Source organism: Streptomyces mexicanus (assembly GCF_902506575.1).
Taxonomy (GTDB): Bacteria; Actinomycetota; Actinomycetes; order Streptomycetales; family Streptomycetaceae; genus Streptomyces; species Streptomyces mexicanus.
This window is the reverse complement of record NZ_LR732544.1, coordinates 4,355,385-4,370,039: the sequence shown is the minus strand read 5'-3', so window position 1 is coordinate 4,370,039 and position 14,655 is coordinate 4,355,385. Positions and strand designations below refer to the sequence as shown.

Sequence of the window (14,655 nt, the reverse complement as noted above, 5' to 3'; positions counted from 1 at the left end):
GGCCGGCCCCCCGCCGTCCACCCGCCTCAGCGGACCCGCTTGCTCTCCGCCGGTCCCAGGTACGTCTCCGGCAGCCCGCCCGTGTCGATCAGCAGCCGCTGCACGACCATCGTGGGGTCCACCGCCCAGAATTTCAGGCGGTGGGTGCCCGGCCCGGCGAGCCTGTGCCGCGTCGCGGTGCGGTTGACGTTGTCGGAGGTGTTGCGCGCCCACGGGACGTTCATGGTCCCGTCGTCGGAGCCCGTGGCGGCGATGATGTCCACGGTCTGCGGTGGCGCGTCGTCGAAGGAGACCGCGTAGCGCAGGGCACCGCCGGTCGGCAGGGCCGGGTTGCGGGGGGACACCTCCGCCCAGACCGTGACCTCGCCGCCGGGCCGCGGGGTCAGCAGCGTCACCTCGTACTCCAGGCGGGCGGACGTCGCACGCCCCGGGACCTGCGGCGGTGCCGTGACCGGCCACGGGGTCATGCCCGACGTCGTCCGGCCGATGCCGTCCAGGCGGCGCCAGGTGCCCACCGCGCGGTCGTGGTGCTCGGCGTCGATCGCCACGTAGCCGCCGGCCTCGACGAAGCCGCGCAGGCCGCGCCGGTTGGGCCTGCGTGCCGTGCAGGAGACGGTGACGGAGCTGCCCGCGCCGGTGACGGTCACACTGCCCTTCGCCGTGTCGCCCGGCAGCGTCGCCCAGTCGACGCGCACCTCGACGCGGACCTGCTGCGTCACCCGGCCGCGCGGGCGGTCCACCGTGAGCCAGGAGGCCGAGGTTTCCACCCGGTAGTCGAAGGGGGTACGGCCCCGGTTGAAGATCTCCACGTACTGCTGCGGGCGGCTCTGGTACGGGCTGAACTCGGGCAGTTCCGCCTGCCTGCCGTCGGCGCCGCCCGGCCACCACAGGCCCGCGTCGTGAGCGCCGTCCACGCACACGCCCAGGGCGGCGGCCTCGGGCAGCTCGATCCGCCGCACCGCCGGGAACAGCACGTCCGGCAGGGCCACGTTGTCCTTCTCCGGCTGCTGCCAGGGCGCGTTCGGGCCGTAGCGGTCCACGTCGCCGTAGTCGATGTGCGGCTGGGTCTGGAAGCCCTGCCACTTGCCGTGCGCCACCTGGGAGTTGAAGCGGTCGGCCAAGGCCAGGTCCTTCGCCAGGCCGTCCTCGGCCCGGCGGGCGCGGTCGTTGGTCGCGGCGCGGCCCTGCCGGGCGTAGAGGAGGTTGGTGAACTCCGCCTCGCGCAGCGCGTAGAGGTTGGCCGTCGCCTCCACCTCGTAGCCGACCAGTTCGAACCAGGCGTCCCGCGCGGCGCGCGGAAGTCCGCGGGCCACCCGGTCCGCCTTCCTCGCCAGCGACCGCCACTCCTGCGTGACCCGCTCCAGCTCGCGGTGGGCGAAGTAGTACGGCGTCTGCCGGTCGTCGTAGACGATCTCGCCGTCGCGCACGGTGATGCGGCGGTTGAGCAGCTCCGGTTTGCGGCGGGCCTGCAGGCGGCCGTACTCCGAGAGGATCTGTGCGACCGCCTCGGCGGCGTCCTCGCCGAAGTTCTGGCGGGCATAGCGCCGCTCCCACTCCGGCAGCCGCTCCTGCGGCCAGCGGTCCGGGTCCCAGGCGTAGGTGAGGAAGAACTCCGTGGGCAGCTCGTTGCCCTTCAGATCGCCGACGTTGGCCACCCACAGACCGTGGTTGCCGAAGGCGTGGGCCTGGTGGAGCTGGTCCCAGGTGTTGGTGAGGTTGGCGGTGTCGACCCACTTGTAGTTGCGGCCGACGCCGACGTAGTCGAAGTGGTAGTAGAGGCCGTAGCCGCCGCTGCGGGCGGGCTCGGCGGGGTCGGGGTGCTTGCGGATGTTGCCCCAGTTGTCGTCGGTGAGGACGACGGTGACGTCGTCGGGGGCGCGCAGGCCGCGGTCCCAGTAACGCTGCACCTCCTTGTACAGGGTCCACACCTGGGGGGTCTCGGCGGCCGGCCGGCCGGTCACCTCCTCGATGATCCGGCGCTGCTCCGCGATGATCTCCCGCATCAGCTCGATGCCGTCGCCGTCGGGCAGGCCGGTGTCGCCGTTGCCGCGCATGCCGAGGGTGACGACCCCCTCGAAGCCCTGGTCGACCATGCGCTGCAGGCCGGCCCGCCAGTACTTCTTCAGCGCCTCGGCGTTGCGCACGTACGACCACTCGCCGGTGCCGCCGTAGGGGTCGTGGCCCGGGGTGACGATCGCGCCGGAGGCGTCGCGCACGGCGGGCGTGGCATGCCGGTTCCACTCCTCGATGCCGCGCATCATCGGCGCCTCGTGGGAGGTGCCCATGACGATGCCGTACTCCGCGGCGCGCCGGTGGTTGTCGGGGTCGTCCTCGGCGAAGGCCCGGCCCCACACCGCCGGCCAGAGGTAGTTGGCCTTGAGGCGGAGCAGGAGTTCGAAGACCTTGGCGTAGAAGTCGGCGGTGAAGCCGCCGGGGTAGCCCTCGGCCTTGCCGGGGCCGAAGTAGGCGGGCGCCCACGTGCCGAGCGCCGGGTTCTCGTCGTTGAGGAACACCCCGCGGTACTTCACGGCCGGGGTGCCCTGGGTGTGGCGGCCGGGGAGGATCCAGAGGTGGTCGCGGTGGACCGGCGGCACGTCGTCCCACCAGTACCAGGGGGAGACGCCGATGCCGTACGAGACGTCGTAGGCCCCGAAGATCGTGCCGCGCGGGTCGCTGCCCGCGATGACCAGGGCCTGTTCGACCCCGGGCATCGGGTGGTCGACCACGGTCTGCAGCGAGGTCTCCCAGCGGCCGCGCACGCCCGTGACGTCCAGCTTCCCGGAGGCCACCAGGGAGTCGACCAGGCGGCTGCGGCCGAGGGTGCCGACGAGGACGGCGAAGCGGGCGACCGTGCTGCCGGGGCGTCGGCCGGTGACGCGGGCGAGGTCGGCGCGCAGGTCCTCGGCGGCCCGGACCACCCCCGGATGGTCGTCGTCGCTCACCAGGACCGGGGCGCCGACCAGGGGGAAGGCGCCCGGGTGCGGGCGGTGGGCGGCGAAGGAGACGTACGCCCCCGGGTCGGTCACCCGCAGGCCGGACGCGTCCTGCTCGCCCGCCGCCCACGCGGACGGCGCCGGCAGCGCGACGGCCGACGACACCGCGGACACCGCCGGCACCGCGGCCAGACCGGCCCCCAGGACGGCTCTGCGGCTGACGTGCACAGACATGGCAGACCCCTCTCACCCACAATTTGATAAGCGGCATGACAAATAGTGGGTGCCGTGACCGCCGGGGACCAGGGGTCGTACGGGCCGAATAGTTTCGACCGTGGCGCGACATGCCGAAGGGGCCCGTACGACCGAGGTCGTACGGGCCCCTTGGCGGTGCTCGCAGGAGCTACCAGGTCAGGCCATCAAGGATTACTTGATGATCTTGGTGACCTGGCCGGCGCCGACGGTCCGACCACCCTCACGGATGGCGAACTTCAGGCCCTCCTCCATGGCGACGGGCTGGATGAGCTCCACCTTCATCTCGGTGTTGTCACCCGGCATGACCATCTCGGTGCCCTCGGGGAGGGTCACCACGCCGGTCACGTCCGTCGTACGGAAGTAGAACTGCGGGCGGTAGTTGTTGAAGAACGGCGTGTGGCGGCCACCCTCGTCCTTGGACAGGATGTAGGCCTGCGCCTCGAACTCGGTGTGCGGGGTGACCGAGCCCGGCTTGATGATGACCTGGCCGCGCTCGACGTCCTCGCGCTTGATGCCGCGGAGCAGCAGACCGACGTTCTCACCGGCCTGGCCCTCGTCGAGCAGCTTGCGGAACATCTCGATGCCGGTGACCGTGGTCTTGGTCTTCTCCGGCTTGATGCCGATGATCTCGACTTCCTCGTTCACCTTGAGGACACCGCGCTCGATACGGCCGGTGACGACCGTACCGCGACCGGTGATGGTGAAGACGTCCTCGATCGGCATCAGGAACGGCTTGTCGACGTCGCGCTCCGGCTCCGGGATCGCGGTGTCGACGGCGTTCATCAGGTCCAGGACGGACTGGGTCCACTGGGCGTCGCCCTCGAGCGCCTTCAGCGCCGAGACCTTGACGACCGGGACGTCGTCGCCCGGGAACTCGTACTCGGTGAGCAGCTCACGGACCTCGAGCTCGACGAGCTCCAGGATCTCCTCGTCGTCCACCATGTCGGCCTTGTTCAGGGCGACGACGATGTACGGAACGCCGACCTGGCGGGCCAGGAGCACGTGCTCCTTGGTCTGCGGCATCGGGCCGTCGGTGGCGGCGACCACCAGGATCGCGCCGTCCATCTGGGCGGCACCGGTGATCATGTTCTTGATGTAGTCCGCGTGACCCGGGCAGTCGACGTGGGCGTAGTGACGCGCCTCGGTCTGGTACTCGACGTGCGCGATGGAGATGGTGATACCGCGCTGGCGCTCCTCGGGAGCCTTGTCGATGTTGTCGAACGGGGTGGCCTCGTTCAGCTCCGGGTACGCGTCGTGCAGCACCTTGGTAATGGCGGCCGTGAGGGTCGTCTTACCGTGGTCGATGTGACCGATGGTGCCGATGTTGACGTGCGGCTTAGTCCGCTCGAACTTCGCCTTCGCCACTGGGGTCCTCCTGTGGAGTGGTTCTGTACGCCTTACTTCATCGGCGCCAGGTGATCTTTGCTGGATGGCCCGGAGTCCCGGGGCATACCGGCCGGTTCCTCACGGTTCCGGCCGGAATGCCCCACGAGGCTCCGGAGTCAAGCCTAAGGGCTGGAACGCGGGTGAGTTACTCGCCCTTGGCCTTCGCGATGATCTCCTCGGCGACGTTCCGCGGAACCTCGGCGTAGGAGTCGAACTGCATCGAGTAGCTTGCGCGACCCGACGTCTTGCTGCGGAGGTCTCCGACGTAGCCGAACATCTCCGAGAGGGGCACGAGGCCCTTCACGACGCGGGCACCCGCCCGCTCCTCCATGGCCTGGATCTGGCCACGGCGGGAGTTGATGTCGCCGATGACGTCGCCCATGTAGTCCTCGGGCGTGGTGACCTCGACGGCCATCATCGGCTCGAGGAGAACCGGGCTGGCCTTGCGCGCGGCCTCCTTGAAGGCCTGCGAACCGGCGATCTTGAACGCCAGCTCGGAGGAGTCCACCTCGTGGTAGGCACCGTCGAGCAGCGTCACGCGCACACCGGTCATCTCGTAACCGGCGAGGATGCCGAACTGCATGGCCTCCTGGCAGCCGGCGTCCACCGAGGGGATGTACTCCTTCGGGATGCGGCCACCGGTGACCTGGTTGACGAACTCGTAGGCCGTGTCGCCGCTCTCGATCGGCTCGATCGAGATGATGACCCTACCGAACTGACCGGTACCACCGGTCTGCTTCTTGTGGGTGTACTCGACCTTCTCGACCGACTTGCGGATCGTCTCGCGGTACGCGACCTGCGGCTTGCCGACGTTGGCCTCGACCTTGAACTCGCGCTTCATGCGGTCGACGAGCACCTCGAGGTGCAGCTCGCCCATACCGCCGATGACGGTCTGGCCGGTCTCCTCGTTGGTGTGCACCTGGAAGGAGGGGTCCTCCTCCGCGAGACGCTGGATGGCGACACCCAGCTTCTCCTGGTCACCCTTGGACTTGGGCTCGATCGCGACCTCGATGACCGGCGCCGGGAAGTCCATGGACTCCAGGATCACCGGGTTCTTCTCGTCGCACAGCGTCTCACCGGTCGTGGTCTGCTTCAGACCCATGACGGCGACGATGTCGCCGGCGCCCACCGACTCGATCTCCTCACGCTTGTTGGCGTGCATGCGGTAGATCTTGCCGATGCGCTCCTTGCGGCCCTTGACGGAGTTCAGCACGGCGGTGCCGGACTCCAGGCGGCCGGAGTACACGCGGACGAAGGTGAGCTTGCCCAGGTGCGGGTCGCTCATGATCTTGAACGCGAGGGCGGCGAGCGGCTCGTCGTCGGACGGCTTGCGCTTGATCACCGTCTCCGGGTCCTTGACGTCGTGGCCCTCGATGGCCTCGATGTCGACCGGGGACGGCAGGTAGCGCACGACCGCGTCGAGCAGCGGCTGGACACCCTTGTTCTTGAACGCGGTGCCGCAGAAGACCGGGGTCACCGTGGTGCCCTGGCCCTTGCCGGAGGCGATGGTGATACGGCGGATCGCCGCGTACAGCTGCTCCTCGGTGGGCTCCTGGCCCTCCAGGTACAGCTCCATCATCTCTTCGTCGTTCTCGGCGACGGCCTCGACCAGCTTGCCGCGCCACTCCTCGGCGGCCTCGGCGTGCGTGTCCGGGATGTCGACGACGTCGTACATCTCGCCCTTGGCGGCCTCGGCGGACCACACCAGGGCCTTCATGCGGACCAGGTCGACGACGCCCTTGAAGTCCGCCTCGGCACCGATCGGCAGCTGCATGACCAGCGGCTGGGCACCCAGACGGTCGGAGATCATGTCGACGCAGCGGTGGAACTCGGCACCGGTGCGGTCCAGCTTGTTCACGAAGCAGATGCGCGGCACGCCGTAGCGGTCCGCCTGACGCCACACCGTCTCGGACTGGGGCTCGACGCCGGCGACGCCGTCGAACACCGTCACCGCACCGTCGAGCACGCGCAGCGAGCGCTCCACCTCGACGGTGAAGTCGACGTGGCCCGGGGTGTCGATGATGTTGATGGTGTGGTCGACGTTCTCCAGCGGCCAGTGGCAGGTGGTGGCAGCAGAGGTGATCGTGATGCCACGCTCCTGCTCCTGCTCCATCCAGTCCATGGTGGCAGCGCCGTCGTGGACCTCACCGATCTTGTACGACCGACCGGTGTAGAACAGGATCCGCTCGGTGGTGGTCGTCTTGCCCGCGTCGATGTGGGCCATGATGCCGATGTTGCGCACCCTGGCCAGGTCAAGTGAAGTGGTAGCCATAAGGCTTCAGTCTTCTCTCGGTTCTCGATGGGGAAGCGACTACCAGCGGTAGTGCGCGAAGGCCTTGTTGGACTCGGCCATCTTGTGGGTGTCCTCGCGCTTCTTCACAGCGGCGCCGAGGCCGTTGGAGGCGTCGAGGAGCTCGTTGAGCAGACGCTCGGTCATGGTCTTCTCGCGACGGGCGCGGGCGTAACCGACCAGCCAGCGCAGGGCCAGCGTGTTGGCGCGGCCGGGCTTGACCTCGACCGGCACCTGGTAGGTGGCGCCACCGACACGGCGGGACTTGACCTCGAGGGTCGGCTTGATGTTCTCCAGAGCGCGCTTGAGCGTGATGACCGGGTCGTTGCCCGTCTTGTCACGCAGGCCCTCCATGGCGCCGTAGACGATGCGCTCGGCGGTGGAGCGCTTGCCGTTCAGCAGCACCTTGTTGATCAGGCTGGTCACCAGAGGAGAGCCGTAGACCGGGTCGATGATGACCGGGCGCTTCGGGGCGGGGCCCTTACGAGGCATTCTTACTTCTCCTTCTTGGCGCCGTAACGGCTGCGAGCCTGCTTGCGGTTCTTGACACCCTGGGTGTCGAGCGAGCCACGGATGATCTTGTAGCGAACACCCGGCAGGTCCTTCACACGGCCGCCGCGCACGAGCACGATGGAGTGCTCCTGCAGGTTGTGTCCCTCACCCGGAATGTAGGCCGTGACCTCGATGCCGCTGGTCAGACGCACACGCGCGACCTTGCGGAGGGCCGAGTTCGGCTTCTTCGGGGTGGTCGTGAACACACGCGTGCAGACGCCGCGACGCTGGGGGGAACCCTCGAGTGCGGGCGTCTTGTTCTTCTCGACCTTGTCCTGCCGGCCCTTACGGACCAGCTGCTGGATCGTAGGCACTACTTCTCCGGTTTCTGTGTGCCGATGGGTACAGCTAACCTGGAACTTCGCCGACCCACGCGGTCGGGTGTGTCGAATCCCGCGGACTCCCGCCGCTAGGCAGAAAGAGGCGCAGATTGCGGTGGCCGGTCACAGCTCCGATGCGGTTGAAGGCACGCAAGAGAGCCAAGGCACACCCCAGGCACAAGGTCTGAGCGTACCTACCTCATACGCTGTGGTCAAAACAAATGGGCATCGCCCACGTCGTTCCGCGGGGCAGATCAAGACCGCCGAGCCCACGTGATCTTCGAATCGGCGGCCACGGTCCGCTTCGAACACTGCTCTCACGCCCCTGTGCCCAGGTCAGCCGACGGCCACCGGGACGACCGCCGGCAGGACCACCACGAGTGTCCAACCGGCGGTGGCCAACCACCCCAGGACACAACCGGTGAGCGCCGGCGCCGCGAGCATCCCCGGCACCGCTGCGGCCCGGGCCGCCAGGGCTGCCACGGATACGACGACTGCGACACGAGCACCTCCCCGAAGCGCAGGCGTCTCTCCATGATGCGCCGAACCGGCGCGCTCGGCACGACCGCGGCACCAGGCGCACCCGGATCCACCAGAGAAAGACGTCGGCCACCGCGGCCGATTGTCGCCCGTTTCCCACATGGTCATTTCAAGTACGTTGACGGGTTGCGGCGGTGACCGCGTCGGCACAGGTGAACGGGGGTGGCGGGTGATCGGCGGACGCACACGCGCATGGGACGACGACGGGTTCGACGACGCCGTTCCCTTCCTCGCCCGGCTGGAGAAGGAAGACCGGATCGCCCTGCTGGCCATCGGCCGGCCGCTGCGCTATCCAGCCCGCAGCGCCTTGATGCACCAGGACGAACCCTCCGCCCATGTCCTTCTCCTGCTGCACGGCTGGACGAAGGTCACAGCGCTCGCGGCCAACGGCTACGAGGCCCTGCTCGCACTGCGCGGGCCCGGCGACATCATCGGCGAGGGCGCGGCACTCAGCGGCCGCCACCGGTCGGCGACCGTGACGGCCCTGGACCCGGTCGAAGCCGTCGTGATCGAACAGGGACGCTTCACCGCGTTCGTGTCGGACAACGCCCGTGTGGCGCTGCAACTGCTGAGCCTGGCCACCGACCGCCAGCGGTCGACCGATCGGCGCCGGCTGCAGTGGGCCGCCCTCACCGTGCGTGAACGATTGGCTGTCCTGCTGCTCGAGCTGATGCGCACGCACGGCAACCGCACCTCCGAAGGCATCGAACTGGGCATCGGTCTGAGCCAGCAGGAGTTCGCCGGCTCGGTCGGTTCCTCCAGGGAGGCCGTGGCACGTCTCCTCAAGGAACTGCGTGCCCGGAATGTCGTCGCGACCAGACGCCGCCGCCTCGTCGTACTTCGCCCAGACGTGCTGCGCCGCATCGCAGCGGACGGCTCCGACTGACGGGCACACCGCCCCTCGCCTGTCTGTGCACACGGTCACACTCCGTCAACGTCATTCGACCTGTGCCAGGTGCCTCTCGACCGACATCGTGCTGGCAACGGCACACCGACGCACGAGAGGCCGCCATGACCGACCCCGTGAACCGCACCATCCTCCTGTTCGACATCGAGCAGTACGGCTCGCGCGACGACGTGGAGCAGGCGTATCTGCGCCGCGTGCTGTACGACGTGACCGATGCCACCCTCGGTGCCGCCTCCGTCGACGACGCAGCCCATCTGCGCGCGGACCGAGGCGACTCCGTGATGGAGCTGATCGACACGCGCATCTCGGTGCCGGCGCTGGTGAAAACGCTGCTGACCGAGACGCCTGCCCTCCTGCAGAGCAAAAACCGCCTGCTCGCCAGCAGCGCCCAGATGCGCCTGCGGATCGTCCTGTCCTCCGGCTACGTCGCCGTGGACGACTTGGACGGCTGGGTCGGCTCCGACCTGAACCACGCCGTGCGCCTCCTCAACTCCGATCCCTTGCGCGACGCCCTCAAGGAGCGGGACTCCGACAGCGTCCTGTGCGTGTCCGAGGGCATCTACCAAGGTGTGGTGCGACACGGTCCGCTCGGTGTTCGACCGGGCGACTTCCACCGCATCACGGTGCCGACGAAGGAGGGCCCGACCGTGGCGTGGCTGCACGGCGAGCCGCGCGCAACGAAAAGCCTCGACACGCCGACGGGAGCCGCTCCGGTCTCCGACACCCCCTTGCCCGCCCACCACGTCGTCCACATCAACGGTGATCAGTACGGTCAGGCGGGCGGCACACTCCACGGCGACCAGCACTTCGACTTCACCCGTTCGGTGCGGGACGAACGCCGATGAGCCAGGCGGAAACCGCCGGCACGCCGAAGGTCGTCGATGAGCCGACCCAGGAAAGCGAGAAGAAGAGGCAGGACGAGGCGACCGACGGCCAGGAGCAGCCGCGACAGGGCGCATGGGAAGCGCGCCGGGATCTGATCGCGCACGCCCCTGCCTTCGTCTCCTCCCTCGTCAACGGGGACCAGTTCGGCCAGACGGGTGGCTACCACTACGGTGACCAGCACTTCTACTTCGGCGGCCGGGCCGAGACACAGCGCTCGCTGTCCGGACCGGTCCCGCACGCGGAGATCGAAGCACTGACCACGGTCTTCCGCGGCTGCGACAGCTTCGATGAGGCGCTCGGGCGCCTGCGGAGCGACCGGCTCGTCATCCTGGCCGGCGGCCGTGAGACAGGCCGCCGCTCCGCTGCGCTGATGCTGCTGCACAGGCTGGGCATCGACCGGAAACGGTCCATCGACTCCCGGACGCCGTTCACCGCGCTGGCCGATCAGGTGGATGCCTCGGCCGGATACATCCTGTGTGATCTTGCGGTCGACAGGAACCGCCCCCTGCACGAGGCCCAGATGCTGGCCTTGCGCGAGCAACTGGAGCGCGCTGACGCCCACCTGGTGATCACCGCCGAGCCCTTGACCACACTGGGCGGCATCACCGCCGTACGGTGGGAGCCCCCGCCGGCCGAGGACATGCTGCGCGCCCATGTCACCCCGGTCACGGGGGAAGCGGCCTGGCCCGGTCTGTGCGGGCTGACGCCCGTACGGGAGTTCCTCGAACGGCAGCACCCGCCGGAGGAGATCAAGCAGTTCGCGCAGCGGCTCGTCGCACATCACCAGGGAAAGATCGGTCTGGACGATCTCGCCGCCTTCGGCCGAACCGCCGTGGAGGCCCGGGTCGCTCGCTGGCTCACCGAGGACAAGCCCGACCTGCACGACAAGGCGTTTCTCCTCGCCCTCGCCGTCCTCGACAAAGCCCCCTACGCGGTGACCGCCGAACTCGCCGACGGCCTCTTCGTAGGGCTGCACCGGATTCAGGACCCCCATGTCCAACCTTCGATCCCCGTCTTCGGCAGCTCCCGCGAGGAACGGCTCCGGCTCGCGCACGCCGACGGATACGTCACCGCGGAGCTCACCGAGTGGGGGCCGCTGGAGGGCACGTTCTGCGCCGGCTTCCGGGACGAGCAGACGGCGGACATGTTGCTCGCGGAGGTGTGGAACCTTCACCCGTCGGCGCGACCGGCCTTCGCGGAGTGGATCCGCGAGCTGGCCGACGACCGCCGCCCCCTGGTGCGGACCCGGGCGGCGTCGGCCGCCGCACTGCTCGCCAAGGCGGATCTGTCGTCCACCATGGCCCATCTCATCGAGCCGTGGGCGGACAGCCGTAAGCCGCATACCTGGCTGATCGCGGCCAATGCCCTCACCATGGCGTATCTGCTTCGGGTGCGGGCTGTCTCCCGGATCCTGCACGACTGGTGCACCGGTGACATCGACAGCCGGCGTTGGACGGCCGTCCGTGCCTTCGGTCTGCTCGGCCCGGTGCATCACGAGGAGACCTTGGCGGCCCTCTTGGACGCCATGCACCGGCCACCGCCCCCCGAGGACACGGACGGCCCCGAAAGCAACGAGGTACCCGAGGAAACCCGGCAGCTCGCCGACGCCCTCGAACTTCTGCTGCTGGCGGTACGGGACCCGGTACTGGCCACACTGACCGAGCTTCTCCCCGTCGACCGAGCCGTCCGCCCACACGCCCTGCTCGCCTTCCTCCAGGCCTGCAAGCAGACGAAGGGCGACGACAGCGACCGCCCACCTGTCCTCGACTGGTACGGACAGGCCGCCGCAGCCGGGGACGCGACGACCGCTCGGCGTCTGATCGTGTTCTGGGACGCGCTGCTCACCGACCGGGAGTACAACCCGCAGGCCCTCGCCGTGCTGCGCGGCTGGGTGCGCAGGGCCGAGAACGACCCGCGGACAGAGGCGGACCTCACCACACTGCTCGCCGCGCTCGTCACCACGCCCACCCACCGCCGTCGCGTCAGCCACCTGCTGAAGACCGTCCACGACTCCAAGGGAGTCGTTTCACCGACGGCCGCCCGGCTGACCAAACGCCTCTCACTCGACTGACCCGTATTCCGGAGGCCGACCGTGGAACACGTAGAGCAAGACCGATTGGACTGGTTTCAGCAGCAGCCCCTGCCTCACGCCGCCCCCCACACCGACGCCGACCCCGTTCGCACCGTCTGGCAACTCCCGCGCTTCCGCCTCGGCGGTCGGCGCTTCACGGGACGCATCGATCACGCCTTGGTCTGTGTGACACGAAAGGGCGCGTACGAGATCTTCCCGCCCCCCGACCGCCCCACATCGGTGCGGCGCTATGTCGCCGTGTACGAGGTGAACACCGACCCCCACGCCTTCCAGCTGACCGTCCCGCTGCCCAGCGCGGTCGACAGCTTCGAGTTCGAGGTCACCGCAGACATCGGCTGGCGCGTCACCGACGCGGCGCGGTTCGTCCGCAGCCAGGAACGTGACGTGCCCGGCCTGCTCACCCGAAAGCTCCTGCCACTGATGCGCGCCGCCAGCCGCGGTCATGCCATCGAGGCAAGCGCCGAGGCAGAGCAGGCGGTGCAGAAGCGGGTGAACGACGCGTCCTGGCTCGGCCATGACCAGGGTCTGCAGGTCACCTGTTCCCTACGACTGCGCCGCGACGCCGCGGAACGCCTTCACCAGGCACGCCTGCGCACGGCCCGCCACGAGGCGGAGGCCGTGGAGCCGGAGCACGAAGCGACGCTGCGCCGCGAGAGGTACGCAGCCGAGCGCAGGGCCGAGCAGATCAGGTTCTACGAACTGATCCTGGCCAAGGGCGGCACCGCCGCACTCGCCCTGCACCTGGCGGCGCATCCCGACGAGACCCGGCTGGTCCTGGAGCATCTCCAGGCCGGCCAGACCAGGTTGCTGGACACCCAGGTGGCACTGATCAACCAAGCCCTGGAGGAAAAGCACCTGGAGGAGTACCAGCTCGAAGAGCCCCGCAGGCTCGTCGCCGAGCGGATGACGACCATCCTGCAGACCACGGACCCGTCCACTCCGCCCGGCATCGGCAAGGAGTCTCCCGCATGAACCCCGGCATGACGGCACCGCACGACCCCGCACTGCGGGCAGGCGCCGAGCTGCTGGCCGACCTGCGGGCCGAGATCAGCCGTGCCGATGCCAAAGCCACCGTCCTGGTCGGCGCGCTCGGCATTTCGGCGGGCCTGCTGGCCGCGCTCCTGACCAGCCGTGACTGGAGCCCCGGCCTGCTTCCGGGGCCCGCCGCGGTCCTCTGGTGGGCAGGTGCGGCCGGCCTGGTCGTCGCGCTGTGTGCGCTGGTGCTGGCGGTGATGCCCCGGTACGGCAGAGTCCACTGGACGCCCGGCCGTCCGCTGACTTACTTCGGCGACGTACGACAGGCCGCGCGGGCCGGCCGGCTCGCCGAAGCCCTCACGGATACGGGCCGCGATCCCGTTTGCGGCGTGCTGCTCGCCCTCGCCGAGACGAGCGCCATCGCAGCCCGCAAGCACTCATGGATCCGGACAGGACTGGCTTCCTTCGGCCTCGCGGCCGTCCTGCTGCCCGGCTCGCTGCTCCTTTCCTGATGCACGCCTCGCCCCGTGTCCGTCGGCCACCGAGAAGGAGGCACCATGTCCACGTCCGACGAGTTCCCGACACGAACGGGCCGCAGATACATATCCGCCCGTCAGCGCGGCGCGGACGCCTTCGCCCTCGGCAGGCTGGCGCTCCACCTGCCGCATGTGCTTGCCGGCCTCGCTGTCGTGCTCGGCATCTCCTACGCCGTGGACCGCCTGGGCGGCCCGCCGTGGTGGATCCCGTCGGGCCTCTGGGTGCTGAGCGGCGCTCTGGCTTTCCACCGCCCCTGCGAACGGCTCCTGGCGCGGCAGCTATTCGGTCTGCGTCTCCCGTCTCCCGAGGAGGACGGGAAACTACGGTCCGTGTGGCGCGAGGTCACGGCCCGAGCCGGAGTGGACGGTGATGCCTACCAGTTGTGGGTGGAGGACGGTGACGACGTCAATGCCCTGGCCGCCGCCGGTCACCTCGTCGGGGTCACCAGCCATTCGCTCAGGACTCTGTCGCCCGCCCAGCTGGCTGGGGTACTGGCGCACGAGCTGGGGCACCACACCGGTGGACATGCCTGGGCATCGCTGCTCACTTCCTGGTACGCCCAGCCCGCACGGCTGACCTGGCGCTTGCTGCGGCGGCTGGCCCGACACAGCGACCATCTCCCTGTGGGCGTCATCGCCGTGATCATCGGAGTTGTGGGAGCCGTCATGGTTGCCCTTGCGACGGCGACGTACGGCCTGGTGCTCCTGCCGCTCGCGACTCCCTGCCTTGCGGCGGCCGTGTCACGGCGAGCCGAGCTCAAGGCCGACGCCCATGCGGCGCGGCTCGGCTTCGCACAGGAGTTGATGGCCGTCCTGCGCGAGAGCCACGAGCGGGAGGAGTCCGAGCGGGCGGCTGCCATGGCCCTGGGCGTCCCGTTCGAGAAAGAGGGCCTCATCGCACGCCTGCTGGAGTCGCACCCCGATGTCCACACCCGCCTCCACCACTTGCGGGTACTTGTGGACAACAGACGATGACACGCCGAA

The 14,655-nt window shown here is 69.2% G+C and carries 11 protein-coding genes; 6 read left to right on the top strand and 5 right to left on the bottom strand.

Features of this window, described 5'->3' with window-relative positions; all coding sequences use genetic code 11:
- Positions 1 to 26: 26 nt before the first annotated feature.
- The 5 genes from GV126_RS19565 to rpsL all read right to left on the bottom strand — a co-directional run bounded on the left by GV126_RS19565 (position 27) and on the right by rpsL (position 7,730).
- A complete protein-coding gene (locus GV126_RS19565) occupies positions 27 to 3,167 on the bottom strand; it encodes a glycosyl hydrolase 115 family protein (RefSeq protein WP_159668512.1) in 3,141 nt (1,046 codons plus the stop codon).
- Between the two features lie 192 nt (positions 3,168 to 3,359).
- Positions 3,360 to 4,553 (bottom strand): elongation factor Tu, encoded by a 1,194-nt coding sequence (tuf, locus tag GV126_RS19560; protein ID WP_028420786.1) that lies wholly within the window; start codon positions 4,551 to 4,553, stop codon positions 3,360 to 3,362.
- A 166-nt stretch (positions 4,554 to 4,719) separates the two neighbouring features.
- Positions 4,720 to 6,846, bottom strand: coding sequence for an elongation factor G (gene fusA / locus GV126_RS19555; protein WP_159668509.1), 2,127 nt, complete (start codon positions 6,844 to 6,846; stop codon positions 4,720 to 4,722).
- A 39-nt stretch (positions 6,847 to 6,885) separates the two neighbouring features.
- Positions 6,886 to 7,356: a 30S ribosomal protein S7 gene (gene rpsG, locus GV126_RS19550; protein ID WP_028420788.1), complete on the bottom strand. Its 471-nt coding sequence runs from the start codon at positions 7,354 to 7,356 to the stop codon at positions 6,886 to 6,888.
- Positions 7,357 to 7,358: 2 nt separating this feature from the next.
- Positions 7,359 to 7,730: a 30S ribosomal protein S12 gene (gene rpsL, locus GV126_RS19545; protein ID WP_003948652.1), complete on the bottom strand. Its 372-nt coding sequence runs from the start codon at positions 7,728 to 7,730 to the stop codon at positions 7,359 to 7,361.
- A 715-nt stretch (positions 7,731 to 8,445) separates the two neighbouring features.
- Between rpsL and GV126_RS19540 the strand changes: the two genes are divergently transcribed.
- From GV126_RS19540 to GV126_RS19515, 6 genes are all read left to right on the top strand, one after another.
- Positions 8,446 to 9,162, top strand: a complete 717-nt coding sequence (locus GV126_RS19540) for a Crp/Fnr family transcriptional regulator (protein WP_159668506.1) — start codon at positions 8,446 to 8,448, stop codon at positions 9,160 to 9,162.
- A gap of 125 nt (positions 9,163 to 9,287) precedes the next feature.
- Positions 9,288 to 10,028, top strand: coding sequence for a hypothetical protein (locus tag GV126_RS19535; RefSeq protein WP_159668503.1), 741 nt, complete (start codon positions 9,288 to 9,290; stop codon positions 10,026 to 10,028).
- Complete coding sequence (locus GV126_RS19530; RefSeq protein WP_159668500.1) at positions 10,025 to 12,139, top strand: hypothetical protein; 2,115 nt, start codon at positions 10,025 to 10,027, stop codon at positions 12,137 to 12,139. The genes GV126_RS19535 and GV126_RS19530 overlap by 4 nt, the downstream gene beginning before the upstream one ends.
- Positions 12,140 to 12,160: 21 nt before the next feature.
- The gene (locus tag GV126_RS19525) at positions 12,161 to 13,132 is read left to right on the top strand and encodes a hypothetical protein (RefSeq protein WP_159668497.1); all 972 of its coding nucleotides are present in this window, start codon (positions 12,161 to 12,163) and stop codon (positions 13,130 to 13,132) included.
- On the top strand, positions 13,129 to 13,647 hold the full coding sequence (locus GV126_RS19520) for a Pycsar system effector family protein (protein WP_159668495.1): 519 nt from the start codon (positions 13,129 to 13,131) through the stop codon (positions 13,645 to 13,647). The genes GV126_RS19525 and GV126_RS19520 overlap by 4 nt, the downstream gene beginning before the upstream one ends.
- A gap of 45 nt (positions 13,648 to 13,692) precedes the next feature.
- Positions 13,693 to 14,646 (top strand): M48 family metalloprotease, encoded by a 954-nt coding sequence (locus tag GV126_RS19515; protein ID WP_159668492.1) that lies wholly within the window; start codon positions 13,693 to 13,695, stop codon positions 14,644 to 14,646.
- Positions 14,647 to 14,655: the final 9 nt, after the last annotated feature.